At 60.1% G+C, this 24313-nt stretch carries 26 protein-coding genes; 11 read left to right on the top strand and 15 right to left on the bottom strand.

Going from position 1 to position 24313, the window contains the following annotated elements; translation table 11 throughout:
• Positions 1 to 2: 2 nt before the first annotated feature.
• The 3 genes from rpoZ to JOE34_RS05195 all read right to left on the bottom strand — a co-directional run bounded on the left by rpoZ (position 3) and on the right by JOE34_RS05195 (position 1935).
• The gene (gene rpoZ / locus JOE34_RS05205) at positions 3 to 266 is read right to left on the bottom strand and encodes a DNA-directed RNA polymerase subunit omega (RefSeq protein WP_003320174.1); all 264 of its coding nucleotides are present in this window, start codon (positions 264 to 266) and stop codon (positions 3 to 5) included.
• A gap of 147 nt (positions 267 to 413) precedes the next feature.
• Complete coding sequence (gene gmk, locus JOE34_RS05200; protein ID WP_003344442.1) at positions 414 to 1058, bottom strand: guanylate kinase; 645 nt, start codon at positions 1056 to 1058, stop codon at positions 414 to 416.
• 13 nt (positions 1059 to 1071) lie between these two features.
• Positions 1072 to 1935 (bottom strand): YicC/YloC family endoribonuclease, encoded by an 864-nt coding sequence (locus tag JOE34_RS05195; protein ID WP_003344441.1) that lies wholly within the window; start codon positions 1933 to 1935, stop codon positions 1072 to 1074.
• Positions 1936 to 2247: 312 nt separating this feature from the next.
• On the opposite strand from JOE34_RS05195, the gene rph reads away from it, so the two are divergent.
• Both rph and JOE34_RS05185 read left to right on the top strand, forming a co-directional pair.
• Positions 2248 to 2970 (top strand): ribonuclease PH, encoded by a 723-nt coding sequence (rph, locus tag JOE34_RS05190; protein ID WP_003313989.1) that lies wholly within the window; start codon positions 2248 to 2250, stop codon positions 2968 to 2970.
• Between the two features lie 20 nt (positions 2971 to 2990).
• Positions 2991 to 3359 carry a DUF4870 domain-containing protein gene (locus JOE34_RS05185; RefSeq protein WP_003313990.1) on the top strand — a complete coding sequence of 123 codons (369 nt, stop codon included), beginning with the start codon at positions 2991 to 2993 and terminating at the stop codon, positions 3357 to 3359.
• A 69-nt stretch (positions 3360 to 3428) separates the two neighbouring features.
• Here the strand turns inward: JOE34_RS05185 and JOE34_RS05180 are convergent, their stop codons facing one another.
• Positions 3429 to 4208, bottom strand: coding sequence for an exodeoxyribonuclease III (locus JOE34_RS05180; protein WP_002551505.1), 780 nt, complete (start codon positions 4206 to 4208; stop codon positions 3429 to 3431).
• An 82-nt stretch (positions 4209 to 4290) separates the two neighbouring features.
• Here JOE34_RS05180 and pyrE point away from each other — a divergent pair, with 82 nt between their 5' ends.
• Both pyrE and JOE34_RS05170 read left to right on the top strand, forming a co-directional pair.
• Positions 4291 to 4932: an orotate phosphoribosyltransferase gene (gene pyrE / locus JOE34_RS05175; RefSeq protein ID WP_209995164.1), complete on the top strand. Its 642-nt coding sequence runs from the start codon at positions 4291 to 4293 to the stop codon at positions 4930 to 4932.
• A 10-nt stretch (positions 4933 to 4942) separates the two neighbouring features.
• Positions 4943 to 5575 (top strand): hypothetical protein, encoded by a 633-nt coding sequence (locus JOE34_RS05170; RefSeq protein WP_016566896.1) that lies wholly within the window; start codon positions 4943 to 4945, stop codon positions 5573 to 5575.
• Positions 5576 to 6100: 525 nt separating this feature from the next.
• Here JOE34_RS05170 and argB read toward each other — a convergent pair.
• Genes argB through coaBC form a run of 4 tightly spaced genes read right to left on the bottom strand, consistent with a single transcriptional unit; the run spans position 6101 to position 11342 of the window.
• The gene (argB, locus tag JOE34_RS05165; protein WP_003344438.1) at positions 6101 to 7006 is read right to left on the bottom strand and encodes an acetylglutamate kinase; all 906 of its coding nucleotides are present in this window, start codon (positions 7004 to 7006) and stop codon (positions 6101 to 6103) included.
• Positions 7007 to 7034: 28 nt separating this feature from the next.
• A complete protein-coding gene (locus JOE34_RS26100; protein ID WP_057445059.1) occupies positions 7035 to 9620 on the bottom strand; it encodes a phosphomannomutase/phosphoglucomutase in 2586 nt (861 codons plus the stop codon).
• Positions 9621 to 9671: 51 nt separating this feature from the next.
• Entirely contained in the window at positions 9672 to 10127 is a 456-nt protein-coding gene (gene dut, locus JOE34_RS05155) for a dUTP diphosphatase (RefSeq protein ID WP_003313999.1), read from the bottom strand.
• 6 nt (positions 10128 to 10133) lie between these two features.
• Positions 10134 to 11342 carry a bifunctional phosphopantothenoylcysteine decarboxylase/phosphopantothenate--cysteine ligase CoaBC gene (gene coaBC / locus JOE34_RS05150; RefSeq protein ID WP_003314000.1) on the bottom strand — a complete coding sequence of 403 codons (1209 nt, stop codon included), beginning with the start codon at positions 11340 to 11342 and terminating at the stop codon, positions 10134 to 10136.
• Between the two features lie 135 nt (positions 11343 to 11477).
• On the opposite strand from coaBC, the gene radC reads away from it, so the two are divergent.
• Positions 11478 to 12152, top strand: a complete 675-nt coding sequence (radC, locus tag JOE34_RS05145; RefSeq protein ID WP_003392593.1) for a DNA repair protein RadC — start codon at positions 11478 to 11480, stop codon at positions 12150 to 12152.
• Positions 12153 to 12238: 86 nt separating this feature from the next.
• On the opposite strand, the gene JOE34_RS05140 is transcribed toward radC, so the two are convergent.
• Positions 12239 to 13825, bottom strand: a complete 1587-nt coding sequence (locus JOE34_RS05140) for an ABC transporter substrate-binding protein (RefSeq protein ID WP_074908851.1) — start codon at positions 13823 to 13825, stop codon at positions 12239 to 12241.
• A gap of 364 nt (positions 13826 to 14189) precedes the next feature.
• On the opposite strand from JOE34_RS05140, the gene rpmB reads away from it, so the two are divergent.
• The gene (gene rpmB / locus JOE34_RS05135; protein WP_002551514.1) at positions 14190 to 14423 is read left to right on the top strand and encodes a 50S ribosomal protein L28; all 234 of its coding nucleotides are present in this window, start codon (positions 14190 to 14192) and stop codon (positions 14421 to 14423) included.
• 11 nt (positions 14424 to 14434) lie between these two features.
• On the top strand, positions 14435 to 14590 hold the full coding sequence (gene rpmG, locus JOE34_RS05130) for a 50S ribosomal protein L33 (protein ID WP_002551515.1): 156 nt from the start codon (positions 14435 to 14437) through the stop codon (positions 14588 to 14590).
• 153 nt (positions 14591 to 14743) lie between these two features.
• Here rpmG and JOE34_RS05125 read toward each other — a convergent pair whose 3' ends face one another.
• Both JOE34_RS05125 and JOE34_RS05120 read right to left on the bottom strand, forming a co-directional pair.
• Positions 14744 to 14947: an I78 family peptidase inhibitor gene (locus JOE34_RS05125; RefSeq protein ID WP_010413359.1), complete on the bottom strand. Its 204-nt coding sequence runs from the start codon at positions 14945 to 14947 to the stop codon at positions 14744 to 14746.
• A gap of 78 nt (positions 14948 to 15025) precedes the next feature.
• Complete coding sequence (locus JOE34_RS05120; protein WP_003403970.1) at positions 15026 to 15394, bottom strand: cupin domain-containing protein; 369 nt, start codon at positions 15392 to 15394, stop codon at positions 15026 to 15028.
• A gap of 239 nt (positions 15395 to 15633) precedes the next feature.
• Here JOE34_RS05120 and JOE34_RS05115 point away from each other — a divergent pair, with 239 nt between their 5' ends.
• Positions 15634 to 17127 (top strand): aldehyde dehydrogenase, encoded by a 1494-nt coding sequence (locus tag JOE34_RS05115; RefSeq protein ID WP_024665073.1) that lies wholly within the window; start codon positions 15634 to 15636, stop codon positions 17125 to 17127.
• Between the two features lie 132 nt (positions 17128 to 17259).
• Positions 17260 to 18408 (top strand): MFS transporter, encoded by a 1149-nt coding sequence (locus tag JOE34_RS05110; protein ID WP_016566902.1) that lies wholly within the window; start codon positions 17260 to 17262, stop codon positions 18406 to 18408.
• Here the strand turns inward: JOE34_RS05110 and JOE34_RS05105 are convergent.
• Both JOE34_RS05105 and JOE34_RS05100 read right to left on the bottom strand, forming a co-directional pair.
• Positions 18405 to 19985 carry a phospholipase D family protein gene (locus tag JOE34_RS05105; protein WP_046266626.1) on the bottom strand — a complete coding sequence of 527 codons (1581 nt, stop codon included), beginning with the start codon at positions 19983 to 19985 and terminating at the stop codon, positions 18405 to 18407. The two genes, JOE34_RS05110 and JOE34_RS05105, sit on opposite strands and share 4 nt — an antisense overlap.
• Before the next feature lie 72 nt (positions 19986 to 20057).
• Complete coding sequence (locus JOE34_RS05100) at positions 20058 to 21479, bottom strand: PLP-dependent aminotransferase family protein (RefSeq protein WP_024692047.1); 1422 nt, start codon at positions 21477 to 21479, stop codon at positions 20058 to 20060.
• 174 nt (positions 21480 to 21653) lie between these two features.
• Between JOE34_RS05100 and JOE34_RS05095 the strand changes: the two genes are divergently transcribed.
• A complete protein-coding gene (locus JOE34_RS05095) occupies positions 21654 to 21905 on the top strand; it encodes a DUF1127 domain-containing protein (RefSeq protein WP_010413380.1) in 252 nt (83 codons plus the stop codon).
• A 4-nt stretch (positions 21906 to 21909) separates the two neighbouring features.
• On the opposite strand, the gene JOE34_RS05090 is transcribed toward JOE34_RS05095, so the two are convergent.
• Positions 21910 to 23223, bottom strand: a complete 1314-nt coding sequence (locus tag JOE34_RS05090; protein WP_016566904.1) for an FAD-binding oxidoreductase — start codon at positions 23221 to 23223, stop codon at positions 21910 to 21912.
• 105 nt (positions 23224 to 23328) lie between these two features.
• Between JOE34_RS05090 and JOE34_RS05085 the strand changes: the two genes are divergently transcribed.
• Positions 23329 to 23682 carry a YkgJ family cysteine cluster protein gene (locus JOE34_RS05085; RefSeq protein WP_003314010.1) on the top strand — a complete coding sequence of 118 codons (354 nt, stop codon included), beginning with the start codon at positions 23329 to 23331 and terminating at the stop codon, positions 23680 to 23682.
• 7 nt (positions 23683 to 23689) lie between these two features.
• On the opposite strand, the gene dadR is transcribed toward JOE34_RS05085, so the two are convergent.
• Entirely contained in the window at positions 23690 to 24178 is a 489-nt protein-coding gene (gene dadR, locus JOE34_RS05080) for a transcriptional regulator DadR (RefSeq protein WP_003314011.1), read from the bottom strand.
• Positions 24179 to 24313: the final 135 nt, after the last annotated feature.

The following is a 24313-nucleotide window of genomic DNA, read 5'->3' as shown; positions in this document are numbered from 1 at the left end:
GCTTAGACGGCCTCGTTGGACTCGTCCTCGAACGCTGCGAACAATGGCTCATCTTCAACGATTTCAGCTTCTGCGATTACAGAGTAATCCATTACGCCAGCCGCGATTTCACGCAGGGCCATAACGGTAGGCTTGTCGTTTTCCCAGGCCAGCTTTGGTTCTTTGCCGCCGGTTGCCAGTTGACGGGCACGCTTGGTAGAGAGCATGACCAGCTCAAAGCGGTTATCCACGTGTTCTAGGCAGTCTTCAACGGTTACGCGGGCCATGGGTATTCCTCGTAGCAAATGCGGATGCGCGATGCCCGGATGGGCGAGCGGACTCGGTAGTTTACAAGCGGACAGTACCAGTCATCAAGCGGCATGCCACCAACGGCATGCTTTTAACCTGTTGCCTGATGTCTGGAAACGTTTCGATCAAGCCAGCAACTCCTGAAAAAGCTCGCTGTATTGCTCTTGCTGGTGCTGTTGAGTCAGGCGGTTGGCGCGGAAAATCGCCTTGAGGTCTTCCAGCGCGCCGGCAAAGTCGTCATTGACCACGACGTACTCATACTCGTTGTAGTGGCTCATTTCGCTGACCGCTTCACGCATCCGCGCTTCGATGATCTCGTCGCTGTCCTGGCCGCGATTGGTCAGGCGCTGGCGCAAGGCCTGCTGGGTCGGCGGCAAAATGAAGATGGAGCGGGCCTGCGGCATCTGCGCGCGAACCTGACGCGCACCCTGCCAGTCGATTTCCAGAATCAGGTCGTGGCCTTCGTCCAGCGTCTGCTGCAGGTGGCTCTGCGACGTGCCGTACAGGTTGCCGAAGACCTCGGCCTGCTCGAGAAAGTCGCCGTGCTCGATCATGCTCAGGAACGTGGCGCGATCGACGAAGTTGTAGTTCACACCGTCCACTTCGCCTGGGCGCATGGCGCGCGTGGTGTGCGAGACAGAGACGCGAATCTTTGCCTGAGCGCCGTGCTGAGGCTCTTGCTGAGCGTCCATCAGCGCCTTGACCAGACTGGTCTTGCCCGCGCCGGACGGAGCGGAAATGATGTACAGGGTGCCAGTGATATGGGTCATGTCAGGTTTAGCCTTACTCAATATTCTGCACTTGCTCACGCATCTGCTCGATCAACACTTTGAGGTTGACGGCAGCCTGCGTGCTGCGTGGGTCAAAGGCCTTGGAGCCCAGTGTATTCGCTTCGCGGTTAAGCTCTTGCATCAGGAAATCAAGACGGCGTCCTGCCTGGCCGCCAGCCTTGAGTACGCGACGCACTTCAGTGACGTGGGTGCTGAGGCGGTCCAGTTCTTCGGCGACATCGCTTTTCTGTGCCAGCAGGACCATTTCCTGCTCCAGGCGCTGAGGGTCGAGTTCGGCTTTCATGTCGGCAAAGCGATCGAGCACCTTCTGCCGCTGGGTTGCGAGCATCTGTGGCACCAGCGTGCGCAAGGTGGCGACTTCTTCGACGATGGAGGACAGACGCTCGTCGAGCAGCCGCGCCAGATCTGCGCCTTCGCGTCCGCGCCCGCTTTTCAATTCGGTCAGCGCATCATTGAACAGTTTCAGGGCCTCGGTGTTCAACACCTGCGGATCGTTGGCATCGGCGACCAGCACGCCCGGCCATGCCAGCACCTCGAGCGGGTTCAATGCAGCGGGCTGTTTGATCAAGCCGGCAACCGACTCGGCTGCGGCGATCAATTGGCCTGCGCGTTCAAGGTCCACCTGCAGCGGCTTGCCGGCGGTTTCCTCGACAAAGCGCAATGTGCACTCGACCTTGCCGCGCGACAGGCCCTGACGCAGCGCTTCGCGAATCGCGCCTTCCAGATCGCGGAACGACTCCGGCAGGCGCAGGTGTGGCTCAAGATAGCGGTGGTTGACCGAGCGCAGTTCCCAGCTCAGTGTGCCCTGGGCACCGGCCCGCTCTACTCGGGCAAAGGCAGTCATGCTGTGCACCATGGGAAATACCTCTTGGTTCGCTTTCAAAGCGTGGTTCGGTTCATGAACGCGCAGAAATGGCGATCATGGGCGTCGTGAAAGCCGGCTGGCTGTAGAGGCGCAGGATTGTAGCGCAGTGCAGCGCAGGCTCCCAATCCGACAGTGTGACAAGTGACGCAAGGCGTTTTTTTGACCGACATCTGCGCGTCGAAAGCCTTGATTCAGGGCCTTCTGTTTGCGCTGGATCGGCATTGGCGGCTTTTAGAGATGCCCAGCGGCAGCTGTGGCCTCTATAATGCCCAGCAGTTTTCCGTCTCAGTACAGGTATCCCAGATGAAACGTCCAAGTGGTCGCGCCGCCGATCAGCTCCGCTCGATCCGCATCACCCGCAACTACACCAAACACGCCGAGGGTTCTGTACTGGTCGAGTTTGGTGATACCAAGGTGATTTGCACCGTCAGCGTCGAAAACGGCGTACCACGCTTTCTCAAAGGGCAGGGCCAGGGTTGGCTGACCGCCGAATACGGCATGCTGCCACGCGCTACCGGCGAGCGTAATCAGCGCGAAGCCAGCCGCGGCAAGCAGGGTGGTCGTACACTCGAAATCCAGCGCCTGATCGGTCGTTCGCTGCGCGCTGCGCTGGACATGTCCAAGCTGGGCGACGTCACCTTGTACGTCGATTGCGATGTTATTCAGGCTGACGGTGGCACTCGTACGGCTTCTATTACCGGTGCGATGGTTGCTCTGGCAGATGCGCTGAAGGTGATCAAGAAGCGCGGCGGCCTGAAAGGCGGCGACCCGCTCAAGCAGATGATCGCGGCCGTTTCGGTCGGCATGTATCAGGGTGAGCCGGTGCTCGACCTGGACTACCTCGAAGACTCGGCTGCCGAAACCGACCTGAACGTGGTCATGACCAGTGCAGGCGGTTTCATTGAAGTTCAGGGCACTGCCGAAGGCGCGCCATTCCAGCCTGAAGAGCTGAACGCGATGCTCGCGCTGGCGCAGAAGGGCATGACCGAGTTGTTTGAATTGCAGCGCGCCGCGTTGGCCGACTGATACCCAGAAGGGGTCCGATAATGAGTGACAGCTTGCAACCGTTCAGCAAACCGCCGCAAAGCGCTCGCCAGTGGGCGATGTTCTGTCACTTGTCGGCGTTTGCCGGGCTGATGTTTCCGTTTGGCAATCTGCTGGGCCCGCTGATTATCTGGCAGTTGAAGAAAGATTCCGATCCGTTTATCGACGCGCAAGGCAAGGAAGCGCTGAATTTTCAGATCACGGTCGCCATTGCGGCCACCGTCAGCATGCTGCTGGTGCTGCTCATCATCGGCTTTGCGTTACTGACGCTGGTGGGGATCGGTGCCGCAGTGCTGGCGATCATTGCCGGGATAAAAGCCAATGACGGCGTCGATTATCGCTATCCGTTCACCTTGCGCCTGATCAAGTAGCATCACTTCAGGCAACGCAAAAAGCCGACTTCAAGTCGGCTTTTTCGTGTTCGCGGCCTTGCCTGGCTATCAGATAGTCAGGGTCCAGTCGTAATCCACGATCAACGGCGCGTGCTGCGAGAAGCGCGGCTGGCGTGGCAGACGGGCGCTGCGCACGAAGCGGCGCAGGCCTGGGGTCAGGATCTGATAATCGAAGCGCCAACCCAGATTCAGCATCTCGGCCTGCTCGTTGTCCGGCCACCAGCTGTACTGGTCACCTTCACGGCTGACTTCGCGCAGAGCATCGACGTAGCCCATGGTGCCGACGATCTCGTCCATCCAGGCGCGCTCGGGCGCGAGGAAGCCGGGCGACTGCTGGCTGTCGCGCCAGTTTTTGATATCGAGCTTCTGCTGCGCCACATAGAGCGATCCGCAGTAGATGTATTCGCGACGCTTGCGGCGCTGCTTGTCCATGTACTTGCCGAAATCGTCCATGAGCTTGAATTTCTGATTCAGGTCTTCATCGCCATTCATCCCCGACGGAAAGAGCAGGGTAGCGATACTGACCTTGTCGAAATCTGCTTGCAGGTAGCGCCCGTAGCGGTCGGCTGTCTCGAAGCCGAGGCCGCTGATTACCGCCTTCGGCTGCAACCGCGAATACAGCGCCACACCACCCTGAGCGGGAACCTCGGCTTCGCAGGCATAGAGGAAGTAACCATCCAGCTGAAAGGCTGGATCGTCCAGTTCAAAGGTGGAGGCGCGGGTGTCCTGTAAGCAGATGACGTCGGCATTCTGAGCTTGCAGCCAGCTGAGCAAACCACGCTCGACCGCAGCCTGAATGCCATTTACGTTCACACTGATGATCCGCATAAATGGCCCCAAAAATCACGTGCGTGTATGATACCCGAGCTCTACCTAATTAGCTAAATCCGTGGTATTCGGAGCTTTTTTCATGCAAGCGTATCAACGCGATTTCATTCGTTTTGCCATCGATCGCGGTGTTCTGCGCTTCGGTGAGTTCACTCTAAAGTCCGGGCGCACCAGCCCGTACTTCTTCAATGCCGGGCTGTTCAACACCGGTTCCGCACTGGCACAACTGGGGCGTTTCTACGCAGCAGCCGTGGTTGAAAGCGGTATTGCCTTCGACGTTCTGTTCGGTCCGGCCTACAAGGGCATTCCGCTCGCGTCGGCCACTGCTGTGGCGTTGGCCGAGCATCATGACCGTGATCTGCCGTGGTGTTTCAACCGCAAGGAAGCCAAGGCGCACGGCGAGGGCGGCAGTCTGGTGGGCTCCCCGCTGGCGGGTAATGTGCTGATTATCGAAGACGTGATCACTGCGGGCACTGCGATCCGTGAGGTCATGCAGATCATCAAGGACCAGAACGCTACAGCTGCGGGCGTGCTGATCGCGCTCAATCGTCAGGAGCGGGGCAATGGCGAGCTGTCGGCGATTCAGGAAGTCGAGCGTGACTTCGGGATTCCGGTGGTGAGTATCGTGTCGCTGAATCAGGTACTCGAGTTCCTGGCCGACGATCCGCAGCTCAAGCAGCATCTGCCTGCCGTCGAAGCCTATCGCGCGCAATTCGGAATCTGAGGACGTGCCTATGGCGGTCGGCGGCAGGTCTTGGGGATCGGTTTCAGACGCGCTGAGCGTTTTTCGGGCCTTGCTGGCTGTCGTCATGCTTGCGCCCATGCTCGCCCAAGCGGCCGACGCACCTGAGCCACGGCTTTATCGCTACGTCGACAGCCGCGGGGTGACAGTGATCGACACGCAAGGCGTGCCGCCCGACTACGTTGCCAAAGGCTATGAAGTACTCAACAGCCGTGGCCGGGTGGTTCAGGTCGTACCACCTGCGCCTACGGCTGAGCAGATTCGCCAGTCCGATGCGGACAAACGTCAGGCCGCCGCCGATGCACAGCTGCTGAGCCTGTACAGCAGCGTCGCTGAAGTGGACCGCATGAAAGCCCGCAAACTGGCCGAGCTGGACGCGCTGGTTGGCGTTGCCCAGGGCAACATTCAGGGGCTGGCGGCGCAGCAGCGCAGTCTGCAAGGCCAGGCCGCCGACCTTGAGCGCGCAGGGCGTCCGGTTCAGCAGGCGCTTGTCGATCAACTGAACGACCTGCGCGATCAGCAGCAGAAACTGCAAGCCGATATCGCCGGGTATCAGGCCGCACGGGTAAAGGCCGAAGCAGATTTCGCCGTCGATCGCGCCCGCGTCCAGCGGCTGACTCAATGACCGGACACTATCGTCATGCCCGGGTCTGTTTTTGATTCTGGCCGAAGGCCGTAGGAGCGAACTTGTTCGCGAAAGGAGCCGCCGCCAGACACCTATCGTTCCGCACGCTCCAGCCAGGGAATGCCTGTCGTGACGCTCTGCGTCACAAATCTGCGTTGCGCCACATATTCAGGACAGGACGCAGAGCGTCCAGAACGGCATACCCACACGGAGCACTCAACGTTATACATAAGTCTTGAAGAGCCCGTGAAACGTGACTTTCCGGCTTCTGCCCGAAGTGCGTGGGAGTGACCGGGCGGCGATCCGCAATGCTCACGAATACGATGGTCCAGACGCCCCATTTTCAGGGGCTTTACCGGCCTCTTCGCGAGCAAGCTCGCTCCCACAGCCTGCGGCCAGCATCAAGAGCAGACTTGTATATGACGCTGAGCGCGGAGCATGAACACGATAGTGTTCTCGAGCATCAGCCAACAAAAAAGGCCCCGTGAGTGTTAGCTCACGGGGCCTTTGGGTGTTACGTCTGCATCAGTGCCGCTTGCGGTTGGTGATCTGGGTACCTACACCGCTGTCGGTGAAGATCTCCAGCAAGACCGCGTTGGGCACTCGACCGTCGATGATGTGCGAGCTGTTGACCCCGCCCTGAACCGCTTCCAGCGCGCAACGAATCTTCGGCAGCATGCCGCCGTAGATAGTGCCATCGGCGATCAGGCCGTCGACCTGCTCGGTGGTCAGGCCGGTCAGGACTTCGCCCTGCTTGTTCATCAGGCCGGCGATGTTGGTCAGCAGAATCAGCTTCTCGGCCTTGAGGGCTTCGGCAACCTTGCCTGCGACCAGGTCGGCGTTGATGTTGTACGACTCGCCGTCCGGGCCCACACCGATAGGTGCGATGACCGGAATGAAATCCCCTTTGACCAGCATGTTGAGCAGCCCGATGTTGACCCCGACCACTTCACCGACCTGACCGATGTCGATGATTTCGGGCTTGGTCATTTCCGGTGTCTGGCGCGTGACGGTGAGCTTCTTCGCACGAATCAGCTCAGCGTCCTTGCCGGTCAGACCGATCGCGCTGCCGCCATGACGGTTGATCAGGTTGACGATGTCCTTGTTGACCTGGCCGCCCAGTACCATCTCCACGACATCCATGGTTTGCGCATCGGTAACACGCATGCCGTCGATGAAGTGGCTTTCGATGGACAGGCGCTTGAGCAGATCACCGATCTGCGGCCCGCCGCCGTGAACCACCACCGGGTTGATGCCCACTGCTTTCATCAACACGATGTCGCGCGCAAAGCCGGTTTTCAGCTCTTCGCTCTCCATGGCGTTGCCGCCGTACTTGATAACCAGCGTCTTGCCGACAAAGCGGCGAATGTAAGGCAGCGCTTCGGAAAGGACCTTGGCTACATTAGAGGCGGCATCGCGTTCGAGGGTCATTCAGGGCTCCAGTCAAAAGGAAAAACAATCAAAATGGCAGGTCGAGGTCCGGCGCAACTTTCTTCAGTTCTGCGTGGAACACGTCCTTGATACGCTGCAATTCGGCCTCGGTCTCGGCTTCGAAGCGTAGCACCAGTACCGGCGTGGTATTGGAAGCGCGAACCAGACCCCAGCCCTTCGGATAATCCACACGGACACCGTCGATGGTGGTCAGTTTGGCGTCGCCCCACTGTGCATCCGTCTCAAGGGCCTCGATGATGCTGAACTTGGTGACATCCGTCACCTTGATGTTGATTTCAGGCGTCGAAATATCGTTCGGGAAGGTTTCGAACAGGTCTTCGGCGTTGGCCGACTCCTGGCTGAGGATCTCCAGCAGGCGTGCTGCGCTGTAGATACCGTCGTCGAAACCGAACCAGCGTTCCTTGAAGAAGATGTGGCCGCTCATTTCGCCTGCCAGCAGCGCGCCGCTTTTCTTCATTTCTTTCTTGATCAGCGAGTGACCGGTTTTCCACATCACCGGACGACCGCCATGTTCGCTGATCAGCGGAGTCAGGCGGCGTGTGCATTTGACGTCGAAAATGATGTCGGCACCCGGATTGCGCTTGAGCACGTCCAGCGCGAACAGCATCAACAGGCGGTCCGGGTACACCACGTTGCCTGCGTTGGTCACGACACCGACACGGTCGCCGTCACCGTCGAAAGCCAGGCCCAGGTCGGCACCGGTTTCCTTGACCTTGGCGATCAGGTCCTGCAGGTTTTCCAGCTTGCCCGGATCCGGGTGGTGGTTAGGAAAGTTGCCGTCGACTTCCGCGAACAGCGAAATCACTTCGCAGCCCAGCGCTTCGATCAGTTGCGGAGCGATCACGCCTGCCGCGCCGTTGCCGCAGTCGACCACGACCTTCAGCTTGCGCGCCATGACGATGTCATTCTTGATCTGCTGGAAGTAGCGCTCAAGGATGTCGACCTGGGTGATGCTGCCTTTCTGCGACGTCAGGTTGTTGGTCTTGATGCGCTCGTGCAGCGCCTGGATCTGCTCGTTGGCGAGGGTGTCGCCAGCGATGACGATCTTGAAGCCGTTGTAGTCCTTCGGGTTATGGCTGCCGGTCAACATGACGCCGGTTTTGCCGGCCAGCACGTTGGCTGCGTAATACAGCGCAGGCGTTGGCACCAGGCCCACATCGCTGACGTGGCAGCCGCTGTCGTGCAAGCCTTGAATCAGTTGCTGTACCAGTTCAGGACCGGAAAGGCGACCATCGCGGCCAACGCTGACGTTGGGTTCGTTCTGCGCCAGGCTTTCGGAGCCAATGGCGCGGCCGATCCAGTAAGCCGTTTCAGCGTTGAGGGTGTCCCCGACCACGCCACGAATGTCGTAGGCACGGAAAATAGTCTCGGGAAGGTTGGGTGCCACGGATGCTGGGCTGTTCATAGCGAGGTTATGCTCCGATCTCAGGAAGTCCTGGTTTTCGTCGAGAAGGTCGATATCAAGGATATCGGTATCTTGAAACAGCGGATCGGTCCAGTCGGTGCGTGATGCAGCCACGGTGGACGAAGCACTGCCTTTGGCAATATCTGCATCGCGCTGCTCGCCTGCAGCCAGGGCAGGCGCTGCCTGAGGCTGACTACGAAGCGAGACACGAGCAAGGGCCTGAGCCAGGCTACTAAGGGCCGGGAGGCTCAAACCGAAGGGTTTGACGGCTTTTCCGCGTGAGAGTTCTTGGAGCAGCTGATCCAGTTGCCGTGCGTCGGCGCAAATACGCTTCTGCAGGGCCCGCTCATTACGGTGCAAGCCAAGCAGCACGCCTGCTGCAGCGATAATCAGTGCCAGCAGCAGAAGCACCGCGGACGGAGAGGTTTTCAGGCCGGGACCGGGCGTGAATTCGAGTTTCCAGCCGGGATAACCGGTATCGAAGGCCTGGGCTTTGCCTTCATCGGCCTGACCGCGCTGCAGGAAAACCTGAGCAGGTCCGCTGCCGAACTGCTGGCTGAGCACCACTTGCCCGGCATCGGCAGGCAGCGCCGGTAAGGCATTGAGCAAACGCTGCAGATCAAAGGCCAACAGCAACGTACCCACCACCGGCTGACTGGCCGCGGCACGCACCGGCGCGGCGCTGTAGATCAACCAGCGCTCACCGACCTTGCGCGCCTCCGGGGCAACGGCCTCACCTTGTGCGGCCTTGTTGAGCATGTCCAGGGTGGCGAAGCTGACGGGCAGTGCGCCTTGCGTATCCACATCGGCCAGCCCCTTGGGGTAAAGCCGAGCGCCCGTGAGACCGTCCCAGCGGGTGAATCGATCCTGAGCGGCCAGCAGGGCAGCGGCATCATTGCTCTGCAGCGCCTGCACAAGCGCTGCACCGGAGGCGGCCGACTGGGTGTCCGCGTTGATCTGGCGCAGGGCCAGACCCGCCGCTGCCGCCTGACTGCCGCCCCAGGCCTGAATAAGCTGGTCCTGTTGCTGGGGGCCGGTGGCCAGAGCCGTCCAGACCAGTGCCGCAGCAATGAGCAGGCCGATGGCGGCAGGCACCAGGCCAGGCGCAAGGCCTTTGAGGCTCGCAGCCGGAGGCGAGTTATCGGCGGGTACGGCGTGCTGTGAAGCGCTGTGCTGACTACCTTTCACCGACCTCTCCCTGAGCCTTGTCCCGAACCCGGATTATGTGCCGAATGGCGATCAATGGCTGCCGGAATGACCGAAGCCGCCAGCGCCGCGCTGACTTTCGTCGAACGTTTCAACCAGCTCGAAATGCGCCTGTACGACCGGCACCAGGACCAATTGGGCGATGCGCTCGCCGACGGCGATGTTGAAAGCCGTCTGGCCGCGGTTCCAGCAGGAGACCATCAGTTCGCCTTGATAATCGGAGTCGATCAGGCCCACCAGATTGCCCAGCACGATGCCGTGTTTATGGCCCAGGCCGGAGCGCGGCAGGATCAGCGCGGCAAGGCCCGGATCGCCAATGTAAATCGACAGGCCGGTAGGGATCAGCAGGGTCTGGCCGGGCTCGAGGAGCGTGTCCTCCTTGAGCATGGCGCGCAGGTCCAGGCCAGCCGAGCCGACAGTAGCGTAGGCCGGCAGCGGGAATTCGTTGCCAATGCGAGGGTCGAGGATCTTGGCTTGTAGAGCGTGCATTCGTAGTTAAACCTGATTCATGCGGTCGGCGATAAAAGTGACCAGCTGGCGAGCGATCTTGGCCTTGCTGGTCTGGGCGAAAAGCGTTGCGTGCAACGCTCGGTCAATCACGCTGCAGGCGTTTTCCTCGCTGTTGAAGCCGATGCTCGGGTTAGCGACATCGTTGGCGACAATCAGGTCGAGGTTCTTGTCCTTGAGCTTGCGGGCAGCGTAGTCGAGCAGGTGTTCGGTCTCGGCGGCAAAGCCGACACTGAAGGGGCGATCCGGGCGGGTTGCGATGGTCGCCAGAATATCCGGATTGCGCACCATCTGCAGCAGCAAGCCGTCACCGTTCGAAGGATCTTTCTTCAATTTGTGCGGGGCAACGACTTCCGGGCGGTAGTCGGCCACGGCTGCCGAGGCGATGAACAGGTCGCAGGGGATGGCCGCCTCGCACGCTGCCAGCATGTCGCGGGCGCTGACCACGTCGATGCGTGAGACGCGATCAGGCGTAGGCAGGTTGACCGGCCCGGTGATCAGCGTGACGCGAGCGCCGGCTTCCACCGCCGCTTCGGCCAGGGCAAAGCCCATTTTTCCCGAGCTGTGGTTGGTGATGTAGCGCACCGGGTCGATGTTTTCCTGGGTCGGGCCTGCGGTGATCAGCACATGCTTGCCGGTCAGGGTCAGGCGCTGGAAGCAGTCGGCCGCGCACTGGGCCAGGTCGTCGGCCTCCAGCATGCGCCCGAAGCCGACATCGCCACACGCCTGACTGCCGGACGCCGGCCCGAACACGCGAAAATCGCGTTCTTCGAGCAGACGGGTATTGGCCTGCACCGAGGCGTCACGCCACATCGCCTGGTTCATCGCCGGGGCGATGGCGACAGTCGCGTCGGTGGCCAGCACGATGGTGGTCAGCAGGTCGTTGGCGATGCCTTGCGCCAGGCGCGCGATGAGGTCGGCGGTGGCCGGTGCGATGAGGATCAGGTCGGCCCATTTGGCCAGTTCGATATGGCCCATCGCGGCCTCGGCGGCCGGATCGAGAAGGTCCAGGTGCACAGGGTGCCCGGACAGGGCCTGCATGGTCAGCGGGGTGATGAACTCTGCGCCGCCCCGGGTCATGACCACACGCACTTCAGCGCCCTGATCGCGCAGGCGGCGGACCAGCTCAGCGCTCTTGTAGGCCGCGATGCCGCCGCCGACGCCAAGAACGATGCGTTTTCGATACAGCCGCTGCATAGACCTGCCTTTTTGGTCGAGTGAACACACGACGGCCATGACGCCTCCCCAGGCCAGATCGTCGTGCAAAAAAGATGGGCTAAGATAGCACAGCGACCGCACCGGAACAGCGGTGCCCAATCACATGGAGGTGCTATGAGTATTCGCAGTTGGCCCGCGGCTGAACGCCCCCGGGAACGCTTGTTGGAGTTGGGGGCGGCGAGCCTTTCCGACGCCGAGTTGCTGGCTATCTTTTTACGCACCGGCGTGGCCGGAAAAAGCGCTGTAGACCTTGCGCGTCATCTGCTGAAGCAATTTGACGGGCTCAGACCGTTACTGGATGCGGATCTGTCGGTATTCACCTCGCAACTGGGGCTCGGGCCCGCCAAGTTCGCTCAGTTGCAGGCGGTCATGGAAATGGCGCGTCGGCACATGGCCGAGTCCTTGCGCCGTGAGTCAGCGCTAGAAAACCCCACCCAGGTTCGCGGCTATCTCAAGGCCTTGCTGCGGCATGAGCCGCACGAAGTCTTCGGCTGTCTGTTTCTCGATAACAAACACCGGGTCATGACCTTCGAGATATTGTTTCGCGGGACAATCAATGCGTCCTACGTGCACCCGCGCCAAGTGGTGAAGCGAGCGATGGCGCACAACGCCGCGAGCCTGATCCTATGCCACAACCATCCTTCCGGTATCACCACGCCCAGCCGTTCCGACATCGACCTGACCAAGCGCCTCAAGGAAGCACTGATGCTGGTGGATGTTCATGTGCTTGATCACGTGATCGTGGGAGACGGCGAGCCACTGTCGATGGTGGAGCGCGGGTTGATGTAGCGAGCTCTTCCCGGTCTTGAGGTGGGTCGTGCCAATGCAGGCATTGGCACGACATCACACACAGAAGCCAAGGTCAGCCTGGCGACTTACTTGACCTGCACCTTGTAGAAATCCTGCCTGCCGAACGGGCTGACCTGATAGCCAGTGACGTCCTTGCGTACCAGGGCTGCAGCCGTCGGGTGGGCGAGGGGGAGCCACAGTGCCTGCTGTTGAATCTGTTGCTGAGCCTGGTGATACAGCTTGCTGCGTTCCGTCTGATCACTGACTGATTTGCCGTCTGCGATCAGCTTGTCCAGTGTCTTGTCGCAATAGCGGGCGAAGTTGGTGCCCGACTGCACGGCCGCACACGAGAACTGCGGGGTCAGGAAGTTATCCGGGTCGCCATTGTCGCCCGCCCAGCCCATGAACAGCAGGTCATGCTCGCCAGCCTTGGCGCGGCGAATCAGCTCGCCCCATTCAATGATCTTGATCTCGGCATCGATACCGATCTGTTTCAAGTCAGCCTGCAGCAATTGAGCGCCCAGGCTTGGGTTCGGGTTTAGCAGACTCCCGGAAGGTCGCGTCCAGATGGTGGTCTTCAAACCCTCTTTCACGCCGGCCTTGGCCAGCAGCGTCTTGGCCTTGGCAACATCGTGCTGATAGCCGGGCAGGTCCTTGGCGTAACTCCAGGTGTTGGGCGGGTAAGGACCATTGGCCTTTTCAGCGGTGCCTTCGAACACGGCTTTCAGGTAATTGTCCTTGTCGAACGCCAGGTTGATGGCCTGGCGAACTTCCGGCTTGTCGAACGGCGGGTGCTGGCTGTTGATCGCGACAAATGCGGTCATGAACGCTTCAGTCTTCTCGACCTTGAGCGATTTGTCCTCGCTGGCTGCCTGTATATCCAGGGGCTTGGGCGAGAGCGCTATCTGGCACTCATCCTGACGGATTTTCTGCAGGCGCACATTGGCGTCCGGGGTGATGGCATACACCAGTGTGTCGATATCAGACTTGCCGGCGAAGTAGTCGTCGAACGCCTCATAGCGCACCACGGCATCTTTCTGGAAGCGCTTGAACACGAACGGCCCGGTGCCGATCGGCTGGCTGTTGAGTTTCTCCGGCGTGCCCGCTTTCAACAGCTGCGCAGTATATTCGGCTGAATAGATCGAGGCGAAACCCATGCTCAGCGTGGCCAGGAAGGTCGAGTCCGCATGGTTGAGCGTGAAGCGCACGGTGTGTGCATCAGGCGCTTCGATGCTCTTGATCAACGCGGGCAACTGCATGGACTGCGCATGCGGGAAGCCGCTCTGGGCGATCTTGTGCCATGGGTTCTGCGGGTCGAGCATGCGCTGGAAGCTGAACAGCACGTCATCCGCGCTCAGCTCGCGAGTCGGCTTGAAATAGTCGGTGGTGTGGAATTTCACTCCGGAGCGCAGCTTGAAGTCGTAAGTCAGGCCGTCTTTGGATACGGTCCAGCTTTCTGCCAGGCTCGGCACCAGCTTGCCGCTCTTGGCATCAAAGTCCACAAGGCGGTTCATCAGCACGTCGGCCGATGCGTTGGTGGTGGTCAGCGAGTTGTACTGTACAACGTCGAAGCCCTCGGGGCTGGCTTCGGTGCAGACCACAAGGTTCGATGCCTGGGCAGCAACGGGAAGCAAAAGTGGAACGAGTAAAAAAGGGAGTGCAGCTAGGCGCATGGCGTTATTTCCTGTTCAGAAAGGGCCCCATCTGCCGGCGCAGTCTGGTGAGGGACTAACCCTAGACCATGTACTGGCGCAGAACAATCGTCATGGAGCGACGAGCGGTCGATTTGCCTGTGCCCCCGCAGTGCTTGAGCATACCGCTGCGCGAGGCGTGATCATTCGGGTCAAAGTGCTTTGCCTGTTGTTGTGCCCAAGGCTTTCTGGTATAAAGCAGCGCTCTTTTCTAGGGGCCCGGTTCCTTCACTGTAGGTGTAGCCGGTAAGACCCTTAAAGAAACGCGGCGCCTGGCGCCAAATGACTGAGAGATTAAGCGGCCAACCCATGCCGGGTTGGGCATGTGGTTTTAGAGGGCTGAGGCATGTCGAGAGTATGTCAAGTTACCGGTAAGGGTCCGGTGACTGGGAATAACATTTCCCACGCAAACAACAAAACCCGTCGTCGTTTCCTGCCAAACCTGCAGCATCACCGCTTCTGGGTTGAAGGCGAGAAGCGTTTTGTTCGTCTGCGCGTATCTGCTAAAGGCATGCGTATCATCGACAAGCGTGGCATTGAAGTTGTGCTCGCTGAACTGCGTCGCGACGGCAAAATTTAAGGGAGAAAATCATGCGTGAATTGATCCGTTTGGTGTCGAGCGCTGGTACAGGCCATTTCTACACCACCGACAAGAACAAACGTACTACCCCGGATAAAATCGAAATCAAAAAATTCGATCCGGTTGTACGCAAGCACGTGATCTACAAAGAAGGCAAAATCAAGTAATTGATTCTGTCGGCTACAAAAAAACCCGCTCTGGCGGGTTTTTTTGTGCCTGCGCTCCTGGTGCAGTATCCAGGCAGCCAAACGCCCGACGCGATGCGCCGGGCGTTTCAGGCATGGAAGCTGCTGTCGGGCGACGAAGGTACGGCCGCCTGATCAGCCGAAGCTGAAGCCGGATACTAGACCGGCTTTGTCGACATTGACGTGCAGACGGTTCGGGTTGAGGTCTTTGGTGGTGATGTCGCCAGGGCCGATGACCTTCTGAAGACCGGTGATTTCGCTGATGTAGGCTTTGACAGTAGGCACATAGCGGCTGCCTACAAGGTACTGAAGCGCTTGGGCGATAACTTCGTTAGTCATTTTCAAAATCCTTTTTTGAGTGAATGTCCTCACTGGACGCGCTCAGAATCCTCCAGAAAAACCGATGTGATGCGGTACTTATTTATCTGCAGCCGCTTCGAACACCACATAAATCTTGCGGCATGTTTCCAGCACCTCCCAGGTGCCCTTGAAGCCTGCCGGGATCACGAAACGGTCGCCTGCGCGCAGGGTTTTCGCGTGGCCCTGCTCGTCGCGCAGGACTGAAACACCCTGCACAATCTCGCAATACTCATGCTCTGAATAATTCACCTGCCACTGCCCGGGCTCGCCATTCCAGACACCTGCACTCATCTGTCCGCAGGGGCTGTTGTAGTGGTTGTAGAGGGTTTGTGCCGGGTCGCCCTTGAAGACCTTTTCCGGTGCAGGGCGATAGTGCTCGGCAGCGGTGCTGGCTTCACTGAAGTCGACGATGCTTTCGATGCTCATGATGGGCCCCTTGTCCTGAATACGTTGAAGGTTTGACGTGCGTGCAGTGCGTTAGTGCCTCGGCGCGCGTGCGCAGCTGTTTAATAAAATCAACATAAAAGCACCGTAGCGGCTATTTATGTCAAATATATTGGTTTTGTCGGGCCGCTGGTTTAGGGTAACGGCCTTCCTGAAAAATTTCAGATCGTGTCTTTAATCAACCACGACACACCCACATTCAACAAGAGGAGGACATGCAAATGACCACCCTGACTCGTGCTGACTGGGAGCAACGCGCCCAGAATTTGAAGATCGAAGGCCGTGCCTTCATTCAAGGTGAATACACCGCAGCCTCCTCCGGCGAGACGTTTGACTGCATCAGCCCGGTCGATGGCCGGATGCTTGCCAAGGTTGCCAGTTGCGACACCGCTGACGCGCAGCGCGCGGTCGACAGTGCACGCAGCGCCTTCAACTCCGGTGCCTGGTCGCGACTGGCTCCGGCCAAGCGCAAGGAAACGATGATCCGTTTCGCCGAGCTGCTCAAACACAATGCCGAAGAGCTGGCGCTGCTTGAGACGCTGGACATGGGCAAGCCGATTGGCGACTCGTTCGGTGTCGACATTCCCGGTGCCGCCAGAGCCCTGAGCTGGAGCGGCGAGGCCATCGATAAGCTGTATGACGAAGTCGCGGCAACGCCGCATGACCAACTGGGCCTGGTAACGCGCGAGCCGGTGGGTGTCGTGGCCGCCATCGTACCGTGGAATTTTCCGCTGATGATGGCCTGCTGGAAGCTGGGTCCTGCGCTGTCCACCGGCAACTCGGTCATCCTCAAGCCCTCGGAAAAATCTCCGCTGACGGCCATTCGTATCGCACAACTTGCCATTGAGGCTGGTATTCCTGCGGGCGTGCTCAACGTACTGCCTGGTTATGGCCACACCGTCGGCAAGGCACTTGCCCTGCATATGGATGTGGACACTGTGGTGTTCACCGGCTCGACCAAGATCGCCAAGCAACTGATGATCTATGCGGGCGAATCGAACATGAAGCGTGTCTGGCTGGAAGCCGGCGGCAAGAGCCCGAATATCGTCTTTGCCGACGCGCCTGATTTGCAGGCCGCCGCCAGCGCAGCCGCCAGCGCGATTGCCTTCAACCAGGGCGAAGTGTGTACCGCCGGTTCGCGCCTGCTGGTCGAGCGCTCCATCAAGGATCGCTTCCTGCCGATGGTGATCGAGGCGCTCAGTGCCTGGAAGCCCGGCAATCCGCTGGACCCTGCGACCACCGTGGGCGCGTTGGTTGATACCCAGCAGATGAACACCGTGTTGTCCTATATCGAAGCGGGCCACACCGATGGCGCCAAGCTGGTTGCGGGCGGCAAGCGCATTCTGCAGGAAACCGGCGGCACCTATGTCGAGCCGACCATTTTCGATGGTGTGAACAACGCGATGAAAATCGCTCAGGAAGAAATCTTCGGCCCGGTGCTTTCGGTGCTGACGTTCGACAGCGCCGAAGAAGCGATCCAGATCGCCAACGACACACAGTATGGCCTGGCGGCTGCCGTATGGACCGCGAACATCTCCAAGGCGCACCTGACCGCCAAGGCTTTGCGCGCAGGCAGCGTATGGGTCAACCAGTACGACGGCGGCGACATGACCGCACCGTTCGGCGGCTTCAAACAGTCGGGCAACGGTCGTGACAAGTCGCTGCATGCGTTCGACAAATACACCGAGCTGAAGTCGACCTGGATCAAGCTGTAGTCATTTACGTGTTGCTCCCAGGCTCTGCCCTCGGAGCATTGGTACGATGGGGTCTCAAGATTGATCATCGCGCCACACAGGATTTGTACAAGGCGATAAGCGCGTAGCGCCGCGCCGGGCAGGAGCGTGGAAATGCGTTGGGGTACTTATTTTGCTGTGCTGGCGTCCGTACTGGGTGTCGGTCTGGCAATGGGCGTCAGCATGCCGCTGGTTTCATTGCGGCTGGCAGGCTGGGGCTATGGCTCGTTTGCCATTGGCATCATGGCGGCGATGCCTGCGGTGGGCGTGCTGCTCGGCGCGGCGCTGGCCAGTCGTCTGGCGGCGCGCTTCGGCACGGCCAATCTCATGCGCCTGTGCTTATGGGCCGGGGCGGTTTCGGTCGGCGCGCTGGCGCTGCTGCCGTATTACTGGATCTGGCTGGTCTTGCGCCTGACGCTTGGGGTGATTCTGACCATCGTCTTCGTGCTGGGTGAAAGCTGGATCAATCAGTTGGTCATCGAGCGCCTGCGCGGGCGTCTGGTGGCGCTGTATGGCAGTACCTACGCATTGAGCCAACTGGCAGGTCCGCTGCTGCTGGGCGTGATCGGCACCCAGGCCGACTATGGTTTCTGGATTGGCGTAGCGCTGCTGGTCGGCTCACCGTTTCTGCTGCTGGGGCGTACCGGCGCGCCGTCGACCGAATCCTGCAATGTGACGTTTGCCGATCTGTCCGGCTTCTGTCGCGGCATGCCTGCGATCGCCTGGGCGGTCGCCCTGTTTGCTGCGTTCGAAGCGCTGATCCTCACCCTGTTGCCGCTTTACTGCATACGCCACGGCTTCACCCCGGAAATCGCCCTGATCATGGTCAGCGTGGTGGTGGTCGGTGACGCGCTGCTGCAACTGCCGATCGGCATGCTCGCCGACCGCATTTCACGTCGCGCGATGTTCACCGGCTGTGCCGCCTTGCTGCTGGCGTCCAGTCTGCTGGTGCCGCTGCTGATCGACACCGTTCTGATCTGGCCGCTGTGGACCGTGTTCGGTGCCAGTGCCGGCGGGCTGTTTACCCTCTCGCTGATTCTGATCGGCGAACGCTATCGCGATGACTCGCTGGTCCGCGCCAACGCGCATGTTGCTCAACTGTGGGGCATCGGCTGTCTGCTCGGCCCGTTGATAGCCGGCGCGGGCAGCCAGTGGGTCAGCGGTGAGGCCTTGCCGCTGATGATGGCTGCCGGTGCCTTGGGCCTGCTGATTCTGATCCGGCGACGCGGCGCGTTCGGGGATGCGCAGGCTGCGCCCGCTTAAAGCATTCTTTCCAGGCCGATGGCGCGGCTCATCCATGCGTTGAAACGTCGCCACCAGTCGCCCGGTTCGGTATGCAGGGTGTGGATCTGGCCGTTGTCTTCGGTCACCCACACCACTTTGCCGTCCTCCAGCCGCGCTTCGTAGGTGAGCGACGGGGCCATGCCCTGCAAGGTCAGTTCGCGCAGTTGCTCGGCCAGTTGCGGGCTGTCGACCAGCACGCCCACTTCGGTATTCCACAGCACAGAGCGCGGGTCGAAGTTGAATGAGCCGACAAAGACTTTCTGTCGATCAAAGATCATCGCCTTGCTGTGCAGGCTTGATTCGGAGCTGACCAGAGAATGGCTTTTCTTGAACAGATGCGGACCGCTGCCGCGCATCGTCTCGGTATCGCCAGGCTGTCGGCGCAGCTCGAACAGCTTCACGCCATGCTCCAGCAGTGCCTTGCGGTACGGCGCATAGCCGCCATGCACGGCAGGCACGTCGGTGGCTTCCAGGGAGTTGGTCAGCAGGCTGACATTGACGCCGGCATCGGCCCGCCCGGTCAGGTACAGCAAGCCTTCCTGGCCCGGTACAAAGTAGGCCGAGATCAGCATCAGTTCCTTGTGAGTGTTCAGCAGTTCAGGCGCCAGTTGCGTTGTCAGCAGCAGGTGCGGATCAGGCTCGCCCTGCGCCAGTACCTTGGTCGGTGCGTCCCACAGCGCCTGGTTGTATGCCCAGACCAGCTCGTTAAGCCAGGTTTTCATGCGCGGCTGGGTCTTGTAGGCCATCAGTCGCTCGTACAGCGCCTTGTGCTGCAGGTGCGCCTGCTCCAGAGAATCATCCAGCTTGCGCCGGGCCTCGGCCAGATCCTCGCCGTCTGGCAGGAAATAGATGAATTCACCGATAGGCTTGCTGAGCGTGCTGTTCCAGTACTGGTCGAAGCTGTGGCCGAGCTGTTCGGCCACTGGCCCCACGCTGAGCATGTCGATATCGGTGAAGTTCAGGTTTGGCTCGGCATCGAAGTATTCATCGCCCAGGTTGCGCCCGCCGACGATGGCCACACTGCTGTCGGCCAGCCATAGTTTGTTGTGCATGCGCCGGTGCTGGCGCGACAGGTTCATCAGGCGCCCGAGGCTGCGGGTGATGCCGGTCTCGCGCCCCAGGTTTTGCGGATTGAACAGGCGAATCTGGATGTTCGGGTGAGCGGCGAGGGTGGCGATGGCCTGATCCAGACCGTCGCTGGTGGTGTCGTCCAGCAGGATGCGCACACGAACGCCACGGTCTGCCGCCTTGAGCAGCTCATCGATCAGGGCGCGCGTGCTCAGGCCGTCGTGGACGATGTAATACTGCAGATCAAGGCTGCTTTTGGCGTTGCGGATCAGTTCGGCGCGAGCCTTGAACGCGTCACTGCTGTCAGGCAACAGGCGGAAGCCAGAACGCCCTTCATGCGGCACGGCCATGGCCTGGATCGAACGGCCGAACGCGGAACCTGAAGACGGCATGGCCTGGCTTGGCTCACTGGCGACCTGTTGATGCGCACAACCGCTGACGCACAACGCAACCAGCAAGCAAAAGGGCAAGGCCCATGAGTTATTCAAATTGATCTTCCGCGTCTGGACATGGCTCGACTTGGCGATATGACCGGCAAAACCGGGAAAGATTTGCCCGCATCAGTCAGTTTGCGCATTCAGTAGGGCAATTGTCTCGCCCACGATACGCACAGCATTCTCGATTTCGCGGTTGGGTTTGGCCGCGAAGTTCATGCGCATGCAGTTACGGTACTTGCCCGATGCCGAAAAGATACTCCCCACCGCGATCTGCACACCTTTGCCCAGCAAGGCGCGGTTCAGGCGCAGGGTGTCGAAACCTTCGGCCAGTTCCACCCAGAGCATGAAGCCGCCTTGTGGCCGGCTGGCGCGGGTGCCCTCGGGGAAGTAGCGCATCACCCAGTCGATCATCTGGTCTCGGCTGCGCTGGTATTGGCTACGCATGCGTCGCACGTGAGGCTCGTAATGGCCGCCTTCGATGAAATCGGCGATGGCCAATTGTGGCTGCGGGGCGGTCGAGCCGGTGCCGATGTATTTCATGTGCAGCACCTGCTCCAGATAGCGACCCGGCGCTACCCAGCCGATCCGCAGCCCCGGTGCCAATGTCTTGGAGAACGAGCTGCACAGCAGGACGCGACCGTCCTCGTCGAAGGATTTGATGGTGCGCGGGCGAGGGTAGTTATAGGCCAGGTCGCCATACACATCATCCTCGATGATCGCCACGTCGAAGCGCTGCGCCAGGGTCAGCAGTGCCCGCTTGCGCGCTTCAGGCATGACATAGCCCAGCGGGTTGTTGCAGTTGGGCGTCAGTTGAATGACCTTGATCGGCCATTGCTCCAGCGCCAGCTCCAATGCTTCGAGGCTGATGCCGGTCAGCGGGTCGGTAGGGATTTCCATGGCTTTCATGCCCACGCCCTTTAGCGTCTGCATGGCGCCGAAAAAGCTCGGCGAGTCCACCGCCACGATGTCCCCCGGTGAGCAGATGGCCCGGACACTGGCTGACAGCGCTTCATGACAGCCATTGGTGACGATCAGGTCATTGGCGGTCAGGTTGCAGCCCGAGTCGAGCATCAGCCTGGCAATCTGCTCGCGCAGCCTGCGCACGCCATAGATGTTGTCGTAATACAGGCCCGGCATGTCCTGATGGCGACTCAACTGACTCAGCGCGCGCATCAGCGGTTTCAGGGTCGGGCTGGTGACATCCGGCATGCCGCGCCCCAGTTGCGTAACGGCTTCAAGGGGCGCCACGCGAATCAGGTCCAGCACCTGATCCCATTGAGAGATATCCACAGGCCGCTGCACAGGCCTGCCGACCGCTGGCAGCGCAGGGGCTTTTCGGCTGGCCGAGACGAAATAGCCGGATTTGGGTTTCGGCGCGGCCAGGCCATTATCTTCCAGCACCCGATACGCCTGCTGCACGGTGCTCAGGCTGACACCATGTTCGACGCTCAATGCACGTACCGAGGGCAGGCGGTCGCCGGGGCGATAGAAGCCGTTTTCAATGCGCGAGCCGAGCAGTTCGGCGAGGTTGACGTAAAGCGTCATGGCGTACTCTCAGGAAGTGGCTGCGGTAAAGCAATACAGATTGGCCGGAAATATAGCATTCAGTGGCGTTTTTTGATCATCTGTATGGAAGATATAAAATACTTTTGAATCTGTATCGTTTTTGCCGTTCGCTTCATCATGGACCCACAGTCACCCAGGATGAGGGAACAGGACATGAACGGGTTCAGCGATGTGCGCCTTGCGCTTCACAGCCATGAATTGAATGAGTATCGGCCCGCGACGATCAGAACCGTCCGCTCGAACAAGGCCGATCTGTTGGCAGGCATGGGTCGCTGGGCGCTGTATCGCCATCGCTGGGCGTCGCGCCGCAGCTTGCTGACACTGACCGACGATCAGTTGCGCGACATCGGCCTGGATTTCCGCCAGGCGCGGGTCGAGGCCATGAAGCCGTTCTGGAGGCCCTGAGCCTTTAGCGCAGCTCTTTGAGGCGGTGCCAGAGCATGCCCAATGCCAGCAGAGGCGAGCGCAAGTGCTTGCCGCCGGGAAAGGTCATGTGCGGCACTTTGGCGAACAACTCGAAACCATCGCTGTGTTGCCCGGCGATGGCTTCGGCCAGCAGCCGCCCCGCCAGATGCGTGGCATTCAGACCGTGGCCCGAATAGGCCTGGGCATAAAACACGTTGGGGTGTTGCTTGAGCCGGCCTATCTGCGGCAGGCGATTGGCGCCGATGCCGATCATCCCGCCCCACTGGTAATCAATCTTCACGGCGGCCAGTTGCGGGAACACATCGAGCATCTTCGGTCGCATGTACGCGGCAATGTCCTGAGGGTCACGCCCCGAGTAATGGCAGGCACCGCCGAACAGCAAGCGGCGATCGGCAGACAGCCTGTAGTAATCCACCGTCACCCGCTGATCACAGACCGCCATGTCCTGCGGCAACACTTCACGGGCCTGCGCTTCGCTCAACGGCTCGGTGGCGATGATGTAGCTGCCGGCAGGCAATACCTTGCCGCTGATTTCCGGATTCAAGTCATTAAGGTAGGCGTTGCAACCCAGCACCAGGGTCTGCGCCTGCACCGAACCGGCAGCCGTGTGCACCCTGACCTGCGGGCCGTAGTCGATTTTCGTGACCGCTGAATGTTCGAACAGCCGTACGCCGAGCGACTGCGCCACAGCCGCTTCGCCCAAGGCCAGGTTCAACGGATGCAAATGCCCCGAGCCCATGTCGATCAGGCCGCCGACATAGCGCGAGGAGCCCACCACGCTGTGCATCTCTTCGGGCTGCAGCAACTGCAGTGCATGGCGATAACCCAGGCTGCGCAACTCTTCTGCGTCTTCGGCAAGGCTGTGCAGGTCGCGCGGTTTGTTGGCCAGATCGCAATAACCCCACTTCAGGTCGCAATCGATAGCATGCCGTTCGATGCGCTGACGCACGATCTCGACGGCTTCGATGCCCAGCAGCTTGAGCTGCCGTACGCCTTCGCTGCCGATGACATTGGCGAACTGTTCGACACCATGACCGACCCCGCGAATCAGCTGGCCGCCATTGCGTCCGCTGGCCCCCCAACCGATCTTGCGCGCTTCGAGCAGCGCAACGCTGAACCCGCGCTCGGCCAGTTCGATGGCGGTATTGAGGCCCGAGAATCCACCGCCTACCACGCACACATCCACCTTCACCTCACCTTGCAGCGCAGGATGATCCGCTTGCGCATGACTGCTGGCGGCATAATAGGAGGCAACGTGCTGATCGTGACGTGGAGGGTGCTGAACGCGGGCGTTCATGAGCGTGTCCTGTTGGCGGCGGATGGCGTGTCGGGAGGATAAGCCGCTGTCATGAGCCTGCCAACTGGGGCAAACTCTCGGCATTGTGTAGGAATGGTCGATTCAATGAGCTGCAACCGTCAGAAAATAGCGGATCTGCGTCGCCAGATCCCCTCGTTCGAATGTGTGCCTGGCTGCCACGACTGCTGTGGCCCGGTGACCACGTCGCCCGAAGAGATGTCGCGGCTGCCGCGCAAGACGGCCGCCGAACAGGACGCCGCGCTGGATGAACTCAATTGCGTACACCTTGGCCCGCAAGGCTGCACAGTGTATGACGAACGCCCACTGATCTGCCGCCTGTTCGGTACCACCGCAAGCCTGCCCTGCCCGAATGGACGTCGCCCGGTCGAGTTGATCCATCCACGGGTCGAAAAGCAGATTCATGAGTATATGGCCTCGACCCGGCAAGTCTTGGTATAGCGAGCAATCAGTCGGGAATCGGCAGATTCAGGCTCTCTTTGACTTCCTCCATAACGATGTAGCTCTTGGACTCGCGTACGTGCGGCAGTTTGAGCAGGATATCGCCCAGCAGTTTGCGGTAGGACGCCATTTCGGAAATCCGCGCCTTGACCAGATAGTCAAAGTCGCCTGACACCAGATGGCACTCCAGCACATGAGGAAGCTTCAGCACGGCACGGCGGAATTCTTCGAAGGTGTCGCCAGACTTGTAGTCCAGGCTGATCTCCACGAATACCAGCAGGCTGGCCTTGAGGCTTTGCGGGTTCAGTCGGGCGGTGTAGCCCATGATGATCCCCTCGCGTTCAAGCCTGCGCACCCGTTCCGTACAGGGCGTGGTAGACAGGCCGACCCGTTCGCCAAGCTCGGTGAACGAGATGCGCCCGTCGGCCTGCAGGATGCGCAGAATATTGCGATCGATCTTGTCCAGTTCACGATTTGACTGGTGTTGAGTGCGCACGGGTTATTTCCCCTCTAGCAAAGCGTTTATCGCCGCGAATAAACACTAAATATAGGCTTTTATACAGTGAGAAGCACTGCCAATTGCTCAATATACTGCGCACATCCTTGCTTAAAACTTCGAATTATCAGCGGA

It is taken from the genome of Pseudomonas sp. PvP028, assembly GCF_017832255.1.
GTDB classification, from domain to species: domain Bacteria; phylum Pseudomonadota; class Gammaproteobacteria; order Pseudomonadales; family Pseudomonadaceae; genus Aquipseudomonas; species Aquipseudomonas syringae.
This window is presented reverse-complemented; position numbering and strand designations above follow the sequence as displayed.

Coding starts and splice junctions, on each gene's coding strand:
- rpoZ (WP_003320174.1), bottom strand. CDS start 266: ATGGCCCGCGTAACCGTTGAAGACTGCCTAGAACACGTGGATAACCGC.
- gmk (WP_003344442.1), bottom strand. CDS start 1,058: ATGACCCATATCACTGGCACCCTGTACATCATTTCCGCTCCGTCCGGC.
- JOE34_RS05195 (WP_003344441.1), bottom strand. CDS start 1,935: ATGGTGCACAGCATGACTGCCTTTGCCCGAGTAGAGCGGGCCGGTGCC.
- rph (WP_003313989.1), top strand. CDS start 2,248: ATGAAACGTCCAAGTGGTCGCGCCGCCGATCAGCTCCGCTCGATCCGC.
- JOE34_RS05185 (WP_003313990.1), top strand. CDS start 2,991: ATGAGTGACAGCTTGCAACCGTTCAGCAAACCGCCGCAAAGCGCTCGC.
- JOE34_RS05180 (WP_002551505.1), bottom strand. CDS start 4,208: ATGCGGATCATCAGTGTGAACGTAAATGGCATTCAGGCTGCGGTCGAG.
- pyrE (WP_209995164.1), top strand. CDS start 4,291: ATGCAAGCGTATCAACGCGATTTCATTCGTTTTGCCATCGATCGCGGT.
- JOE34_RS05170 (WP_016566896.1), top strand. CDS start 4,943: ATGGCGGTCGGCGGCAGGTCTTGGGGATCGGTTTCAGACGCGCTGAGC.
- argB (WP_003344438.1), bottom strand. CDS start 7,006: ATGACCCTCGAACGCGATGCCGCCTCTAATGTAGCCAAGGTCCTTTCC.
- dut (WP_003313999.1), bottom strand. CDS start 10,127: ATGCACGCTCTACAAGCCAAGATCCTCGACCCTCGCATTGGCAACGAA.
- coaBC (WP_003314000.1), bottom strand. CDS start 11,342: ATGCAGCGGCTGTATCGAAAACGCATCGTTCTTGGCGTCGGCGGCGGC.
- radC (WP_003392593.1), top strand. CDS start 11,478: ATGAGTATTCGCAGTTGGCCCGCGGCTGAACGCCCCCGGGAACGCTTG.
- JOE34_RS05140 (WP_074908851.1), bottom strand. CDS start 13,825: ATGCGCCTAGCTGCACTCCCTTTTTTACTCGTTCCACTTTTGCTTCCC.
- rpmB (WP_002551514.1), top strand. CDS start 14,190: ATGTCGAGAGTATGTCAAGTTACCGGTAAGGGTCCGGTGACTGGGAAT.
- rpmG (WP_002551515.1), top strand. CDS start 14,435: ATGCGTGAATTGATCCGTTTGGTGTCGAGCGCTGGTACAGGCCATTTC.
- JOE34_RS05125 (WP_010413359.1), bottom strand. CDS start 14,947: ATGACTAACGAAGTTATCGCCCAAGCGCTTCAGTACCTTGTAGGCAGC.
- JOE34_RS05120 (WP_003403970.1), bottom strand. CDS start 15,394: ATGAGCATCGAAAGCATCGTCGACTTCAGTGAAGCCAGCACCGCTGCC.
- JOE34_RS05115 (WP_024665073.1), top strand. CDS start 15,634: ATGACCACCCTGACTCGTGCTGACTGGGAGCAACGCGCCCAGAATTTG.
- JOE34_RS05110 (WP_016566902.1), top strand. CDS start 17,260: ATGCGTTGGGGTACTTATTTTGCTGTGCTGGCGTCCGTACTGGGTGTC.
- JOE34_RS05100 (WP_024692047.1), bottom strand. CDS start 21,479: ATGACGCTTTACGTCAACCTCGCCGAACTGCTCGGCTCGCGCATTGAA.
- JOE34_RS05095 (WP_010413380.1), top strand. CDS start 21,654: ATGAACGGGTTCAGCGATGTGCGCCTTGCGCTTCACAGCCATGAATTG.
- JOE34_RS05090 (WP_016566904.1), bottom strand. CDS start 23,223: ATGAACGCCCGCGTTCAGCACCCTCCACGTCACGATCAGCACGTTGCC.
- JOE34_RS05085 (WP_003314010.1), top strand. CDS start 23,329: ATGAGCTGCAACCGTCAGAAAATAGCGGATCTGCGTCGCCAGATCCCC.